The 14,971-nt window shown below is 64.0% G+C and carries 12 protein-coding genes; 6 read left to right on the top strand and 6 right to left on the bottom strand.

What is annotated here, in order from left to right:
* Positions 1–117: 117 nt before the first annotated feature.
* From smc to C8348_RS20780, 3 genes are all read right to left on the bottom strand, one after another.
* On the bottom strand, positions 118–3,573 hold the full coding sequence (smc, locus tag C8348_RS20790; protein ID WP_106755227.1) for a chromosome segregation protein SMC: 3,456 nt from the start codon (positions 3,571–3,573) through the stop codon (positions 118–120).
* A 66-nt stretch (positions 3,574–3,639) separates the two neighbouring features.
* Positions 3,640–4,281, bottom strand: coding sequence for a DsbA family protein (locus C8348_RS20785; RefSeq protein WP_106755226.1), 642 nt, complete (start codon positions 4,279–4,281; stop codon positions 3,640–3,642).
* 157 nt (positions 4,282–4,438) lie between these two features.
* Positions 4,439–4,963 (bottom strand): DUF721 domain-containing protein, encoded by a 525-nt coding sequence (locus C8348_RS20780; RefSeq protein WP_208983842.1) that lies wholly within the window; start codon positions 4,961–4,963, stop codon positions 4,439–4,441.
* Between the two features lie 209 nt (positions 4,964–5,172).
* Here C8348_RS20780 and mutY point away from each other — a divergent pair, with 209 nt between their 5' ends.
* Positions 5,173–6,273: an A/G-specific adenine glycosylase gene (gene mutY / locus C8348_RS20775; RefSeq protein ID WP_106755224.1), complete on the top strand. Its 1,101-nt coding sequence runs from the start codon at positions 5,173–5,175 to the stop codon at positions 6,271–6,273.
* Positions 6,274–6,285: 12 nt separating this feature from the next.
* On the opposite strand, the gene C8348_RS20770 is transcribed toward mutY, so the two are convergent.
* Positions 6,286–6,717, bottom strand: a complete 432-nt coding sequence (locus C8348_RS20770; RefSeq protein ID WP_106755223.1) for an Lrp/AsnC family transcriptional regulator — start codon at positions 6,715–6,717, stop codon at positions 6,286–6,288.
* A gap of 135 nt (positions 6,718–6,852) precedes the next feature.
* Here C8348_RS20770 and C8348_RS20765 point away from each other — a divergent pair, with 135 nt between their 5' ends.
* The gene (locus C8348_RS20765; protein ID WP_106755222.1) at positions 6,853–7,746 is read left to right on the top strand and encodes a DMT family transporter; all 894 of its coding nucleotides are present in this window, start codon (positions 6,853–6,855) and stop codon (positions 7,744–7,746) included.
* A 68-nt stretch (positions 7,747–7,814) separates the two neighbouring features.
* A complete protein-coding gene (locus tag C8348_RS20760; protein WP_106755251.1) occupies positions 7,815–8,363 on the top strand; it encodes a prolyl hydroxylase family protein in 549 nt (182 codons plus the stop codon).
* A gap of 285 nt (positions 8,364–8,648) precedes the next feature.
* Here the strand turns inward: C8348_RS20760 and C8348_RS20755 are convergent, their stop codons facing one another.
* Positions 8,649–9,863 carry a TsoY family (seleno)protein gene (locus C8348_RS20755; protein WP_106755221.1) on the bottom strand — a complete coding sequence of 405 codons (1,215 nt, stop codon included), beginning with the start codon at positions 9,861–9,863 and terminating at the stop codon, positions 8,649–8,651.
* 180 nt (positions 9,864–10,043) lie between these two features.
* Between C8348_RS20755 and bfr the strand changes: the two genes are divergently transcribed.
* The gene (gene bfr, locus C8348_RS20750) at positions 10,044–10,532 is read left to right on the top strand and encodes a bacterioferritin (RefSeq protein ID WP_106755220.1); all 489 of its coding nucleotides are present in this window, start codon (positions 10,044–10,046) and stop codon (positions 10,530–10,532) included.
* A 687-nt stretch (positions 10,533–11,219) separates the two neighbouring features.
* On the opposite strand, the gene C8348_RS20745 is transcribed toward bfr, so the two are convergent.
* Entirely contained in the window at positions 11,220–12,647 is a 1,428-nt protein-coding gene (locus C8348_RS20745; RefSeq protein WP_106755250.1) for an AMP nucleosidase, read from the bottom strand.
* Positions 12,648–13,090: 443 nt separating this feature from the next.
* Between C8348_RS20745 and C8348_RS20740 the strand changes: the two genes are divergently transcribed.
* Together C8348_RS20740 and C8348_RS20735 are read left to right on the top strand one after the other, a co-directional pair.
* Complete coding sequence (locus C8348_RS20740) at positions 13,091–14,281, top strand: site-specific DNA-methyltransferase (protein ID WP_106755219.1); 1,191 nt, start codon at positions 13,091–13,093, stop codon at positions 14,279–14,281.
* 251 nt (positions 14,282–14,532) lie between these two features.
* Complete coding sequence (locus tag C8348_RS20735; protein ID WP_106755218.1) at positions 14,533–14,937, top strand: VOC family protein; 405 nt, start codon at positions 14,533–14,535, stop codon at positions 14,935–14,937.
* Positions 14,938–14,971 lie beyond the last annotated feature (34 nt).

Raw genomic sequence — 14,971 nt, 5'->3', positions numbered from 1 at the left:
GAACACGGAGATTTTATGTAAATATTTGAAATTCTGATGGATTTGGCGTTTGTGACACGCGCTGTGGCATCTGGTCCTGCGGCGATTGCCGAGGTGATTCCGGTCAATCCGACCCCACTACCCTGCATCGAGGAAACGTTCCGCCGTCTCCAGGTCGACGGAGACCAACTGCGACACGCCCCTCTCGGCCATCGTGACGCCGAACAGCCGGTTCATCCGGGCCATGGTGATCGGGTTGTGGGTGATGACGACGAAGCGCGTTTCGGTGCGCCGGGACATTTCATCCAGCAGGTCGCAGTAGCGCTCCACGTTGGCGTCATCCAGCGGCGCATCGACCTCATCCAGCACGCAGATCGGCGCCGGATTGGTCAGGAACACGGCAAAGATCAGCGCCATCGCCGTCAGGGCCTGCTCTCCGCCGGAGAGCAGCGTCATGGTCTGCGGCTTTTTGCCCGGGGGCCGCGCGACGATTTCCAGCCCGGCGTCGAGCGGATCATCGCTGTCAACCAGCTGAAGCTCGGCCGTGCCGCCGCCAAACAAATGCGTAAACAGGCGCTGGAAATGGCCGTTCACAACCTCGAAGGACGCAAGAAGACGCTCACGTGCCTCCCGATTGATGTTGGAAATGCCGGTGCGCAAGCGCCGGATTGCCTCGACCAGATCGTCCCGTTCGCCGGCGAGCGTCGAGCGCTGACCATCGATCTCGGTCAGTTCGTCCTCGGCGCGCAGATTGACGCCGCCAAGGCGCTCGCGTTCAGCCTTGAGCCGGTCGAGCTTGCGTTCCAGGCCATCGAGATCCGGCAGCGGCGCGCCTTCCGCCATTCCGGCCAGGCCGGGAAGCTGATCGAGCGGCACCCCGAGGGCCTCGTCAATACGCGCCACAATCTCTTGCACCCGCTGGCGCGCTGCCTCCAGCCGTTCTTCGGCGCGAATATGCGCCTCACGCGCTTTTGCCAATGCATCCTGCGCCTCGCGGGCCAGACGGTCGACGCCGGACTGGGCCGATTCGGCCCGGAGCAGTTCGTCATCGGCGGCGCGGCGCACCTCTTCGGCCTTGGACAGGGCCGTCAGGACGTCCCGCCGGCGCAGTTCGATGTCTTCCGGGGCCTCGATAAGCTCCTGCCGTTCCTCTTCGGCTTCCTCGCGGCGCTGGCGCAGGGTTTCGATCTGGCTGGCGGCATTGCGTGCGCGGGCCTTCCAGCTTTCCGTCTCGCGCACAATGGCCTCCAGACGGCGGTCGCGCAGCTGCTTCTCGCGCGCCAGCCCATCGGCCAGAAGCCGCGCCTCCGACAGGGCAGCGCGGGCCGTGGCGATCTCGCCTTGAAGGCTTTGGATCGTCTCGATGTGCGCGTCGGCATCGGGCAGCTGCTCCAGCCGCTCGACCGCCTCTGCATGGCGCTCGCGGGCCTCCTCGGCTTCCTCGGCAAGACGGCGGGCCAGATCCTCGGCCCCCTGCAGGCGCAGGGCGAGCTGGGAGACGGCACGCTCGGCGGCCAGCAGCGCTTCACGGGCTTCGGCGGCGGCGCGCTGCCGGTCTCGCAGGCGCTGGCGGGCCTCCTGCTCGGCCTCGCCGGCCTGTCGGACCAGCCGTCCGGCGTTTTCCAGCGTGCTGCGGGCAGCGGCTGTCTTGTCGCGGGCGACGCGAATGTCTTCGCTGAGCGCTGCAAGGCGGTTCTTCTGGGCGAGGCGCTGCGCGGCCGGTGTCGGCGCGTCGGCGGCAACCTCAAGCCCATCCCAGCGCCACAGATGCCCTTCGCGGGTCACCAGACGCTGGCCGGGTTTCAAGGCATGAGCCAGATCAGCGCCAGTACCGGCATCGACGAGGCCGATCTGAGCCAGCCGGCGCGCCAGCGCGGCAGGCGCCTCAACGTGGCGTGACAGGGCCACAGCCCCGGCCGGCAAGGACGGATCACCCGCGGCGATGGCCGCTCCCGTCCAGCGCACGGGGGCGGAAGCATCCAGCGAGGCTTCGAGGTCATCCCCGAGCCCGGCGCCCAGCGCGGTTTCGAGGCCCGGTTCCACGGTCATCGCATCGACAACCGGCGTGAAGGCACCGGCAAAGGTCGCCAGCACGCTTTCAAGGGTGCGGGCCTCGGTCTCGAGCCGCGACTGCAGCCGCTCGGCCTCGGCGAGCGGAGCGCGGGCATTCTGCTCGGCCTCGCGTGCGGATGCGGTGCGCAGCTCGGCAATCTCGGCGGCCTCTTCGGCGGCCATGACAGCGGCCTCGGCCTCCTCGAGCAGCTCGGTACACTCCGCCACCCCATCAGCGGCATCCATTTCAGCGCGCAGGGCGTCGCGGACGCGCGCGGCATCACCGGCCTGCGAGCCAAGGCGCTCGGCGCGCTGGCGGGTTTCTTCGGCGCTGCGCTGGAACTGCTGCCGCTGGGCGGCGAGTTCTGCAGCGGCGCGGGTGGCGACCGTCAGCCTGTCTTCCAGCGCCGCAACTGCTTCGCTTGCGGTGGCAACGCGCTCGCCGGCGAGTTCCGCGCGTTCCATCGCGGTCTCGTTTTCCTCGACCAGTTCGGCCCGTTCCTCGGCAAGGCGCTCCAGCACCTCGTCATTCTCGGCGACGAGCTGTTCCTCACGGGCGATGTCGCCAACGAGCTGACCAAGACGGCGGTCGAGGTCAACGAGCCTTTCGCGGACGCGGCGGTCCTCGGCGTCGAGTTCATTGCGGGCTATCACCAGTCGCTGCAGCGCGGCACCAGCGCGGGCTGCTGCGTCGCGGATCTCGGGCAGGCGATGTGCGGCAATGGCTTGCGTCATTGCTGCCTCCGTCTGGGCTTCGGCCGCCTTGACCACTTCGGCCCGGCCGGCGGCATAGTGCCGTTCGGCCTCTTCGAGACTCGCACGGGCTTCGGTCACGCGCAGGAACAGGATGCCAGCTTCTGCCGCACGGATTTCGGACGAAAGATTGCGGTAACGGGCGGCCTGACGCGACTGGCGGCGCAGGTTGTCGATCTGCGCGTCGATCTGGACCAGCACATCCTCGAGGCGTTCGAGGTTCTGCTCGGCCGCGCGCAAGCGGATTTCAGCTTCGTTGCGGCGGCTGTGCAAGCCGGAAATGCCGGCAGCTTCTTCCAGGATCTGGCGGCGCGAGGTCGGCTTGGCGGAAATCAGTTCGCCAATCTGGCCCTGGCGCACCATGGCCGGCGAGCGGGCGCCCGTGGACGCATCGGCGAAGAGCAGCTGGACATCACGGGCACGGACGTCCTTGGAGTTGATCCGGTAGACCGAGCCGGCCTCGCGCTCGATGCGGCGGCTGACTTCCAGCAGGTCGGCATCGTTGAAGCCTGTCGGCGCACGGCGTTCGCTGTTTTCGAGAAACAACGTGACTTCCGCCGTGTTGCGGGCCGGGCGGTTGAGCGAGCCGGAGAAGATGACGTCGTCCATGCCGGACGCGCGCATGTTCTTGTAGGAGTTCTCGCCCATGACCCAGCGCAGGGCCTCGACGAGATTGGACTTGCCGCAACCGTTGGGCCCGACCACGCCGGTGAGCCCGTCGCCGATGACAAATTCCATCGGCTCGACAAAGGACTTGAAACCGACAACGCGGAGCTTGGTGAATTTCACGGCCGCGCCTCCGGCTGAAGGCAGGCGAGAGCGGTCCGGCGGGCGCGGGCCCGCCGGTCAAGGCACTCAGAGGTACTTGTCGATGATCTTCGACATTTCCTCAAAACTGAGAGCTCCGGTTGCTTTTTCACCGTTGATGAAGAACGTCGGCGTGGAGTCCACCTTGAACTCGTTGCCGGCCTTGTCGCGCACTGCGTTGACTCCGTCCAGCAGGGACTGGTTTGTCAAGCAGGCTTCGAAGGACTCCTGTGTGAATCCGAGCTGCTTGGAGAAATTGAGCATCGCGTTGTAGGGATCATTTGTGAAGGCCCAGGCGCGCTGGTCGGCAAAAAGGGCGTCCATCACGTCGAAATATTTGTCTTCCGGGGCGCAGCGGGCGAGCATGAACCCGGCGGCGGCAACCGGATCCAGCGGGAACTCGCGGAAGATCATGCGAGCTTTGCCAGTATCAATGTACTGCTTCTTGATTTCCGGAAGGACGCCCTTGTGGAAATTGGCGCAGTGGCCACAGGTCAGCGAGGCGTATTCGATGATGGTCACCGGCGCATCTTCCTTACCGATGAACTTCTCTCCAAGCGGCGAGGCCTCCATCAGCTTGGCGACATCGACCGTCTGGGCCAGGGCGACAAGCGGGAAGGCAGTCGTCAGCGCGGTGCCAAGTCCGAGGGCCATGGTGCTGGCCAGAAGCTTTCTGCGGGTCAAATTCACGGGCGTGGTCCTGCCTTGCCAAGATGAAGATCTGTGATGCTGTGTGCCCGCTTGTGGCGAACCCGTCAACCGAACAGGGCAATTGTGGCGGCAGTAGGAAGGTGAATGTCGTGCGCGGTGAAAGCCAGCCGCTCCGGCGAGCGCAGAGCGCCATGCCTCAGTTGCTTGACGTCCGGTTGCGGGCGATCACCTGCGAGCCGAGTTTTTCCAAGGCTTTGCGCAGGCCCTCATGTTCGACACCCTCAAGGCGGGCATCAAGCTCGCGCTGCTCTGCTTCGGTCAGGTCGCGCACCTGAGGCCGGCGCTTGCGCACCGGAACGCTCACGGGCTTTTGAACAATGCGGATGCGGCCAACTGCCGCCCAGCCGAAGTAGCCATTGATGCGGGCGAGGATCTGCGGCATCTCGTGGGTCAGCAGGAGAGCCGTCGCGCCATCCGTGTTGACCACCAGCGTCGCCGGATCAGTTACGGTTTCACCGTCCCGATCGACCGGGCGCGGCCAGAGGAGGCGTTCGGGCCTGACCCGTTCGCCATAGCGTTCTCCGACAATATCCGGCCAGGAGGCAACCAGATCCGCCGTGGCAAAGCCACGCTTGCGGAAGGCTGGTTGCATCGCCTTGCCGATCAGGTCCGCGAGCGGTCTGGAACCACCGCGTGCGGGCCCCTTGCTGTCCCAACTCATCGTCACCATCCGCTGCCGCACTCACCCGCGGCGCCGGCCCCGGCATCCTGTCATGCCTGACCCAAGGGTCACGGGCCTTTAGGACAAAATCAAGACGGTATTGTGCGGCGCGCTGCATCCACAGGCTGAAGCGGGTTTATCCCCAGCCTGTCCAAGGGCAAGCGCGGGGATTGCTTGATTTCGGGAGGGACCGCGCCACCCTTGCCGGCATGACGCGAACCACCCCTGCCCGCCCGGCCGCTGCCGGGCAGCCTCCCGCACAGCTGACCGATGCCCTGCTGGCCTGGTACGACCGCCATGCCCGCGACCTGCCCTGGCGCGTGCCGCCGCATGAGCGCAAGGTCGGCGTGGTGCCTGACCCCTACCGGGTCTGGCTGTCGGAAATCATGCTGCAGCAGACGACCGTGGCCGCGGTGAAGGACTATTTCACCGCCTTTACGGCGAAGTGGCCGAAGGTGGAGAAGCTCGCGGCTGCCGAGGCGGACGATGTGATGCGGGCCTGGGCGGGGCTTGGCTATTACTCCCGCGCCCGCAACCTGAAGGCCTGCGCCGAGGCAGTGGCTCGGGACCACGGCGGCCGGTTTCCCGAGACGGAAGACGGGCTGAAGGCCTTGCCCGGCATCGGCCCCTACACTGCTGCGGCGATCGCCGCCATCGCCTTCGACCGGCCAGCGGCCGTGGTGGACGGCAATGTCGAACGGGTGATGAGCCGGTTGCGGCTGATCGAGACGCCGCTGCCTGCTGCCAAGCCCGAGATCAAGGCGGCAATGGGCGAATTGACGCCGCAGGAACGGCCCGGCGACTTTGCCCAGGCGGTGATGGACCTTGGCGCAACGATCTGCACGCCGAAGCGGCCGGCCTGCGCGCTGTGCCCGTGGATGGGGCCTTGTGCCGCGCGGGCCGCAGGCGTGGCCGAAACCCTGCCGAGGAAGGCCGCCAAGACCGCCAAGCCGACGAGGACGGGCGCAGCCTTTGTCCTGCGACGGGCCGACGATGGCGCCGTGGCGCTGCGCAAGCGGCCGCCGAAGGGCTTGCTGGGCGGCATGGCGGAAGTGCCGGGCAGTGAATGGGCCGTGGATTTCGACGTCGCCGCCGCACTGGCGCAAGCGCCTGTCGCCGCGAAATGGCACAAGCGCAGCGGCAGCGTCGGCCACACGTTCACGCATTTCCACCTGGAGGTGACGGTGTTCACGGCGGAACTCGGGGCTGGCGATCTTCCCGAGGGCTGGTGGTGGTCAACGCTGGACGCGCTTGAGGGCGAAGCCCTGCCGACCGTGATGCGCAAGGTCATCGCGCATGGGCTGGGCTGATCAAAGCGGCGCTCAGAATGCCGGTGGACGGCGGGAAATGACCTTTGCCTTGACCAGTGACGTGCTGGTGGAGGCCCGTTCCGCGATCCGGTCAAGAATGCCGTCGATGTCGTTCAAGGAGCGGACGAACAGGCGGGCAACGAAACAGTCATCGCCAGTGATCTTGTCGCATTCAACCACTTCCGGCGTCTCCTGGATCATCTGCTGAACCAGATGCAACTGGCCCGGCATGGGGCGGATGCGGACGACGGCTTCCAGACCATAGCCAAGCGCAGCGGGGTCAATGTCAATCGTGCTGCCGCGCAGGATGCCCCGTTGTTCCAGACGGCGAAGCCGGTCGGAGGTTGCCGGGCCGCTGAGACCGGCTGCTTCTGCCAGCTGTTTCAGCGGCATCCGGGCATCCTGCACCAATGCCTGTAGAATTTTCCGGTCAATCTCGTCCATTGCCACACCTCCAAAAGCTTTTTCTCATCTCAGCCTTCCATTTGAAGGCCATTCTGGCAAAACTCCTTTCTAGACACCAGTACCGATTTCACCAAAGAGATTAGACTGCATCCACATCGAGTCAGGAGCATGGACATGCAGGACCAGACACGCGGCACGATCCAGATGGTGGCAGCGATGGTGATTTCGGGAACGATCGGCTGGTTCGTCGTCATGGCCGGTGAGCCGGTATTGACGGTGGTGTTCTGGCGCTGCGTGTTTGGCGCCGGGGCCCTGATGATCCTGTGTGCCGCGCTGGGTTTGCTGCGGGTGCGCCTGAAGCGGAAACAGCTGCTGATGGCCGGGCTCAGCGGGGTTGCGCTGGTGCTCAACTGGTTGCTGCTGTTTGGCAGCTACAGCCGCGCCTCGGTTTCGGTGGCAACGGTCGTCTACAACACGCAGCCCTTCATGCTGCTGGGTTTTGGCGCGCTGTTCTTCGGCGAGAGGATCACGGTGGTAAAGCTCGGCTGGCTCGGCCTCGCCTTTGCCGGGGTTGTGGCCATCGTGCTGAACCGGCCGGATGCGAGCTACGTCTCCGATGACTATCTGCCGGGCATTGCCATGGCGCTGCTGGCCGCGCTCGGCTGGGCCATTGCCGCGATCACCACCAAGGCGCTGAAAGGCGTGCCGCCGCAGCTGATCGCACTCATCCACGTCAGCGTCGGCAGCGTCATGCTGGCCCCGTTCGTCCTGGCCAATGGCCTGCCGGCAACGCCCGAGACCTGGGCCGTGCTGGCCAGTATGGGGCTCATCCACACCGGGTTGATGTATGCCCTGCTCTACGCCGCCATCCAGAGCCTGCCGACCGCACAGCAGGGCGCGCTGGCCTTTGTCTATCCGGTCGTGACCATTCTGGTGGACGTCTTCGCCATGGGCACCCGCCTGCAGCCGGTGCAGGGGCTGGGCATGGCTGTCATCCTGCTGGCCGCAGCCGGCATGACGCTGGGCTGGGGCCAGCGCAGGACGCGCGCAGTCGAGGCATCGCGCTGAGACAACAAAGCAGTTGCCTTGGGCAGGGAAGCGGGCATATGGGCAGGCAACCAACAAAGGTGCTGCCCATGTTCACCCATACGATCCCTGCCCTTTTCACGCCGGACGAATGCGCCCGCATCATTGATCTTGCCGAAAGCGGCGAGATGCGCGAAGGCGGGCTCGTGGGTGGCGTGCAACACGCCTCAATCCGCCGGGCCCGGATCAACTGGCTCGACGATCAGGGCGACGCGCTGTTCGTCATGGAGCGCATCATGCGCGGTGTGGCTGAGGCCAACCGCGAGGCCTTCCGCTTCGACATCACCGATTTCCATGAACGGCTGCAGGTCGCAAGCTACGACGAAAGCGACGAGGGGCATTACGACTGGCATTCCGATATCGGTGACGGCGCCATCGCCCGCCAGCGCAAGCTGACCATCGTCGTGCAGCTGTCAGAGCCCGCGCTCTATGACGGCGGCGCATTGGACCTCAATCTTGGCAGCGCGGAATGGGCTGCGCCGCGTCCGATCGGCACCGCAACGCTGTTTGCCAGTTTCATGCTGCACCGGGTGGCCCCGGTGACACGTGGCCGCCGCTACTCGCTGACCTGCTGGTGCCATGGTCCGTCCTTCCGCTGAAGGACGGACCCATCCTAGCTTCCTTGGCCAGTCCTTCCGCTGAAGGACGGACCCATCCTAGCTTCCTTGGCCAGTCCTTCCGCTGAAGGACGGACCCACCCTAGATTCCTTGGCCAGTCCTTCCGCTGAAGGACGGACCCACTCTCGCTTCCTTGGCCAGTCCTTCCGCTGAAGGACGGACCCATCCTAGCTTCCTTGGCCAGTCCTTCCGCTGAAGGACGGACCCACTCTCGCTTCCTTGGCCAGTCCTTCCGCTGAAGGACGGGCACTCGGCGGTCTGGCCCACTACTCGGCTGGCGCAAGGGTTGCCTTGCTGGCCGGGCTGGAGAAGTGGCGGCTGTTGAGGTGGAAGACCAGCCAGATCGACAGGGCCTGCAACGCCAGGGCAAGCGCGGTGACGAGCCAGTAGGCGACCGAGAACTTGGCAACCAGACCGACCTCAACCAGACCCTTGTTGATGTAGAACTGCAGGAGCACCGAAAGGGCAACGGCGGGGCAAACCAGGGCATAGGAGCCGACCGACTTCGCCGGGCCGGTGATGAAGCGGCCGATGTAGCCTTGGCGGCGCAGCACCGTGAACCCGAGAAGACCGAACAGCACCTGCACCGCGAGCAGCCAGGTGAGCAGGGTGAAGCTGTCAGCGGCCCCGGCATGGACCTCAAACTGGCCATGCAGGCCATGCGCCTGCCGCATCAGGGCGATCCCTGCCACGGTGGCGAAAGGGATAACGACCAGGAGGCTGGGCGCGGCCTCGTCGTTGGCGCCGTTTTCCAGCATCGACCGGAAGCCAAGCACGATGCCGACCGCGCCGATCAGGGTGGCTGTCGCGAGGAAGAAGGTCGAGGCCATGTAGCTGGCAGCAACCGTCAGCGGTGTCGCACTCATCGATGCGGGCGCAGCCAGACCGACGGCAACCATGGCGAAGGTGAAGGCCGCCATCACCTGCGAGAAACTGTTGTTGCGGGCACAGTCAAATCCGCCTGCGGTCAGCACGCGGCCAAGGAATGCGCCGATCAGCGAAAGGGCGTAAACCCCGATCCCGGCGAAGGCGACGAGTGCCAGCGGGAACAGATATTCCACCACGGACCAAAGGCCGGGCACGAACAGCAGACCGGCAATGAAGCCGACGTTGACGGACATGGCCAGCGCCAGCGGAACGGTCATCAGCAGGGTCTCGCCGTTGCCCGACTTTAACTGGGCAAAGGCGGGCGTCCGACGCCAGGCGACAAACTGACGGACATTCCAGACCATGAGCCGGATGTGCAGCAGCGCGAAGAAAGCGACACCGGCATAGGCAAGCGCAATCATGCCGCGCAGGAGCCACGAGCCGCCCACATAGGCACGGGCAACATCCTCGAAGACGGGCACAGTCTGACCCGGATGCGGGATCCAGAACATGAGATAGAGAAAGAACGTCACCGCAATGCCGCCAGCCCCGAGCGCTGCAAGGAAATACTGCGGGGTGTAGCGGTTGCCCAGATCAGGAAGACGGAACGGCATGGAACCCTCCTTAGTTTCATTTTTTTGAATATATCAGATCGGACAGGATTTCGGCTAGCACGCAGAACTACGTGGACAGGGCCTCGACGCCATCCGCTAAAGTTGCAAGAGCGGCTGGACATTTTTTTAGAACCGTTCTAGATTCATTTAACGATTTCGAGCCAGGGAGTAGGCCGCATCATGAAGGGCAGTGCGAAAGTCATCGAGCGTCTGAACGAGGCGCTGTTTCTCGAGCTTGGCGCCATCAACCAGTACTGGCTGCACTACCGCCTGCTGGACGACTGGGGCTTCACGCGCCTGGCCAAAAAGGAGCGCGCTGAGTCCATCGAGGAGATGCAGCATGCGGACAAGATCACCACGCGCATCATCTTCCTCGAAGGCCATCCGAACATGCAGAAGCTGGCGCCCCTGCGCATCGGCCAGAGCGTGAAGGAAGTGCTGGAGTGCGACCTGGCCGGCGAATACGACGCCCGTGCGTCCTACGCCAAGTCGCGCGAGATCTGCCGCGAGGAAGGCGACTTCGTCTCCATGCAGATTTTTGAAGAGCTGCTGCGCGATGAGGAAGGTCACATCGACTTCCTCGAAACCCAGCTGGAACTGCTGTCGAAGATCGGCGAAGAGCGCTACGGCCTCCTGCAGGCCGAGCCGGCCAACGAAGTCGGCGACTGATCCTTTCGCACAAGCCCCATCAGACCAACGCGCGGCCCCTCCGGGCCGCGCTCAGCTTTATGACAAACCCTCTATGGTCATCCCGGACGCAGCGAAGCGGAGATCCGGGACCGGAGAGCCAAAGTCTCTTCGGGATGAACTCATTGAAACATTGAGGCCTCTACTCTCCGGTCCCGGCTCGGCGCTGCGCTTGGCCGGGATGACGACGCTGAGGTCGAGGTTTGTCAGTAGTCTGGCGCGGCCCCTTCGGGCCGCGCGTTTTTTGTGGTGGCCTCACGCTTGAAGTCACACGCCGTCATTCCGGACAAGGTGAGCGTTCAGCGAACCGCAGATCCGGAATCCAGCATGTCTGAGCGAGCGCAAGCGAGCCCGTTGCCAATTCAGCTTTCGACGCAGGACTGGACCTGATTTGTCGCGCTACGCGCGGCTGATTTCTGGCTCCCGGATCAGATCCGGGACAGGTCCCGGCTCGGCGCTTCGCTAACGCTCAGCTGGGCCGGGATGACGGGGCCTCAGGGCGACGGGGACTCGACTTCACGAAAAGGCTGACCGGGCCTCATGCCGAGACCCGGTCAAGGCCATCCTGGATCAAGGCGCTGGGATGCTGACGCATCACGCCTTGAAAATGCTCAGTCGCCGCACGGGCTTGACCAACTCTCGGTGAGTCAAGCTCACAGCGAGTTGGTCTTACTGGAACGCGGTTTCCGCGAAGCTGCGCAGCTTGCGGGAGTGCAGGCGTTCATGCGGCATGGCGCGGAGCTTCTCCATGGCGCGGATGCCGATCTCCAGATGCTGGGCGACCTGCCGCTTGTAGAAGTCCGTTGCCATGCCCGGCAGCTTCAGCTCCCCATGCAGCGGCTTGTCGGAGACGCAGAGCAGCGTGCCGTAGGGAACGCGGAAGCGGAAGCCGTTGGCGGCGATGGTAGCGCTTTCCATGTCGAGGGCGATGGCGCGGGACTGCGAGAAGCGCTGCACCAGGCCGCGCTGGTCCCAGAGTTCCCAGTTGCGGTTGTCGATGGAGGCGACGGTGCCGGTGCGCATGACCTTCTTCAGTTCATAGCCGGTGTAGCCGGTGACTTCCGCCACCGCGTCTTCCAGCGCCACCTGCACCTCGGCCAGAGGCGGGATTGGCACCCAGACCGGCAGATCCTGGTTCAGCACGTTGTCATCGCGGACATAGCCATGGGCGAGGACGTAGTCGCCCAGGGTCTGGCTGTTGCGCAGACCGGCGCAGTGACCGAGCATCAACCAGGCATGCGGGCGCAGCACGGCAATGTGGTCGGTGATGGTCTTGGCGTTGGACGGGCCGACGCCGATGTTGACCATGGTGATGCCGGAGTTGTCAGCGCGCTTGAGATGATAGGCCGGCATCTGGGGCAGCTTGGCCGGGGTCGCGCCGGAACTTGGCTCGGTGGCGCCATGCAGTGTCACCAGATTGCCAGGCGAGACAAAGGCTTCGTAGCCGCTGTCCGGATTGGCCATCGCGTCCTCAGCCATGCGGCAGAACTCGTCGATGTAGAACTGGTAGTTGGTGAAAAGCACGTAGTTCTGGAAATGCTCGGCGGCCGTTGCGGTGTAGTGCTGCAGCCGGTGCAGGGAATAGTCGACGCGCGGCGCAGTGAAGGGCGCCAGCGGCATCACCCCATCCAGCGGCTCATAGGTGCCGTTGGCGATGGAGTCGTCCATCAGGGTCAGGTCGGGCAGGTCGAACGTGTCGGCCAGCGGCCTTTCGAGCTTTGCGGAGGCGGCGCCTTCCACGTGGGTGCCGTCATAGAAGGCAAAATGCAGCGGGATCGGAGTCTCGCTGTCGCCAACCAGAATCGGCACATCGTGGTTGCGGATCAACTGCGTGATCTGGTGCGTCAGATACTGGCGGAACAGGTCCGGTCGGGTGATCGTCGTGCCATGGAGGCCCGGTCCGGAGACAAAGCCATAGGCAAGGCGGCTATCGAGGCGGGAATGGCTGTCGGTGACCAGGCGGATCTGCGGATAGAACGCCCGAATACGGCCATCCGGCACGTTGCCTTGCAGCAAGTCATTGAAAGCATTTCGGATAAACGCCGTATTGCGTTCGAAAAGCTCGATCAGGCGGGCAACGGCTTCATCGGCCTTCATAAAGGGCTGGAGCGGGGCTTCGGGTGCGAGGACCAGATTGCGCGGCTGCAACAGCGGGTTCCTGTAGGAACGGTTCGTCAATTCAATTCTCCTTCTTGTTCTTATCCCGGCAGGATCCGCCTCGTATTCCGCGCCGTCAAGCTGTGCGGCAGAGGTTTTTGAAAATTTTTTCGCAGCCCGGAGAAATCTTCAGTGACACATATTTTTGCACAAGCCGGTGTCAAAGCGTTAACGCGCTGGCGCTGCCGGGCACTGGAGCGTGGCCACAAAACGTTGCATTCCCCTGTTTCTTCCATGGTGGCTTTCGCAAAATGCCAGCAGGGGCCTTTACCTCTGTAAACAAACTCTTGAAATCAAAAAGAAAATGAACTCCGGCGCTTAACTTCGGATTTACCAAGACCGGTAACCATGAACCTCGAAATTGCGTGAGGTTTTGCGTCGCAATGACTGTTCTGCGTACTGGGGTGTCCTCGCGGACACCCCTTAAAACCCGATCCTCTGCCTCCCTGACCTCCGTGCGGCCGACAAGCCCTCTGGAGACACCGGAGACGGCTGGCCAGCCTTCCTGGCTCAACACCATTCTCAAGGGCGACTGTGTCGCTGCCCTGGAGAAGCTGCCGGCCAAGTCGGTTGACCTGGTCTTTGCCGACCCGCCCTACAACCTGCAGCTTGGCGGCGACCTGCACCGGCCGGACCAGTCGAAGGTGGATGCCTGCGACGACCACTGGGACCAGTTCGCCAGCTTCGAGGCCTACGACGCCTTCACCCGCGCCTGGCTGATGGCGGTCAAGCGTGTCCTGAAGAAGGATGGTTCGATCTGGGTGATCGGCTCGTATCACAACATCTTCCGCGTCGGTGCGATCCTTCAGGATCTGGGCTTCTGGATCCTGAACGACATCGTCTGGCTGAAGTCGAACCCGATGCCGAACTTCCGCGGCAAACGCTTCACCAATGCGCATGAGACGATGATCTGGGCCGCGCCGTCGCGCGAGGCCAAGTACACCTTCAATTACGATGCGCTGAAGACCTTCAACGACGATTTGCAGATGCGCTCCGACTGGCAGCTGCCGCTGTGCACCGGATCGGAACGGCTGAAGGACGAAGACGGTCAGAAAGTGCATCCAACGCAGAAGCCGGAATCCCTGCTCTACCGGGTGCTGACGGCCTCGTCCAAGCCCGGGGATGTGGTGCTCGACCCGTTCTTCGGCACGGGCACGACCGGTGCGGTGGCCAAGCGCCTTGGCCGGAACTTCGTCGGCGTGGAGCGCGAGGAGGCCTATATCGAGGCTGCCCGCAAGCGCATTGACGCCATCGAGGCCGGCAGCGGCGCGAGCCTCGACATGCAGAAGGGCAAGCGCGCCGAACCGCGCATTCCCTTCGGCTCATTGCTGGAAACCGGATTGCTGGCTCCGGGAACGGAACTGACCTGCCCGAAAGGCAAACATCAGGCCGTTGTGCGGGCGGATGGCTCGCTCATCAGCGGCAGTCATTCCGGCTCGATCCACAAGGTCGGGGCGCTGGTCCAGGGTGCCGAGGCCTGCAACGGCTGGACCTTCTGGCACATCAACGACAATGGCGCGCGCAATCCGGTCGATGACCTGCGCAAGCTGCTGAGATCCCGTCTGGCGGAATGACATCAGGCCGATGCGGCGCCTGATGTGACGGGGGAGGATTGGCCACAATTCTCGCCTGTCCGTCACTCCTCCGGACGCGGACATTCGCGTCCCCGCGAATTGCCAAGGATACCCCCGGTCCCGAAAGCGGCCGGGGGTATTTTTCTCCGCGCGGCGTTTTACCTTGGAACTGGTGAGCGGGCCGGAAACAGCATTCCCAGCCATCTGGTCCGCTATACTGCCGGCACCCAAGTCGCAGGAGCACAGCCGCCATGCCCCAGAACCTTGCTCATGTTGCCCTTGTCGTTCAGGACTATGACGAGGCGATCAGCTTTTTCACCGGCAGGCTGGGGTTCGAACTGGTGGAAGACAACTACCAGCCCGAACAGGACAAGCGCTGGGTCGTGGTGAAGCCGAAGGGAAACGCTTCCGCCTCGATCCTGCTGGCGCGCGCCTCCAACGAGCACCAGGCCAAATATGTTGGCGACCAGGCCGGCGGGCGCGTGTTTCTCTTCCTGCAGACCGACGACTTCTGGCGCGACTACAACGACTACAAAGCCAAAGGCGTCGAGTTTGTCCGGGAACCGAAGGTGGCCGATTACGGAACGGTTGCCGTCTTCAAGGATCTCTACGGCAATCTCTGGGACCTGGTCGAGTTTACCGACGGGCGTCCCTAAGAAAAGCAGATCTTTCGCCCGTCACGATGCGTGC

The sequence above is a fragment of the Pannonibacter carbonis genome, from assembly GCF_003012935.1.
Taxonomy (GTDB): Bacteria; Pseudomonadota; Alphaproteobacteria; order Rhizobiales; family Stappiaceae; genus Pannonibacter; species Pannonibacter carbonis.
The sequence above is the reverse complement of the archived record's forward strand: the minus strand, read 5'-3'. Positions and strand labels throughout refer to the sequence as shown.

Bases quoted from the DNA above. Each gene is read 5' to 3' on its own strand.
- C8348_RS20765 (WP_106755222.1), top strand. From the start codon at position 6,853: ATGCAGGACCAGACACGCGGCACGATCCAGATGGTGGCAGCGATGGTG.
- C8348_RS20735 (WP_106755218.1), top strand. From the start codon at position 14,533: ATGCCCCAGAACCTTGCTCATGTTGCCCTTGTCGTTCAGGACTATGAC.
- C8348_RS20770 (WP_106755223.1), bottom strand. From the start codon at position 6,717: ATGGACGAGATTGACCGGAAAATTCTACAGGCATTGGTGCAGGATGCC.
- C8348_RS20755 (WP_106755221.1), bottom strand. From the start codon at position 9,863: ATGCCGTTCCGTCTTCCTGATCTGGGCAACCGCTACACCCCGCAGTAT.
- C8348_RS20745 (WP_106755250.1), bottom strand. From the start codon at position 12,647: ATGAAGGCCGATGAAGCCGTTGCCCGCCTGATCGAGCTTTTCGAACGC.
- bfr (WP_106755220.1), top strand. From the start codon at position 10,044: ATGAAGGGCAGTGCGAAAGTCATCGAGCGTCTGAACGAGGCGCTGTTT.
- C8348_RS20740 (WP_106755219.1), top strand. From the start codon at position 13,091: ATGACTGTTCTGCGTACTGGGGTGTCCTCGCGGACACCCCTTAAAACC.
- C8348_RS20780 (WP_208983842.1), bottom strand. From the start codon at position 4,963: ATGAGTTGGGACAGCAAGGGGCCCGCACGCGGTGGTTCCAGACCGCTC.
- mutY (WP_106755224.1), top strand. From the start codon at position 5,173: ATGACGCGAACCACCCCTGCCCGCCCGGCCGCTGCCGGGCAGCCTCCC.
- C8348_RS20760 (WP_106755251.1), top strand. From the start codon at position 7,815: ATGTTCACCCATACGATCCCTGCCCTTTTCACGCCGGACGAATGCGCC.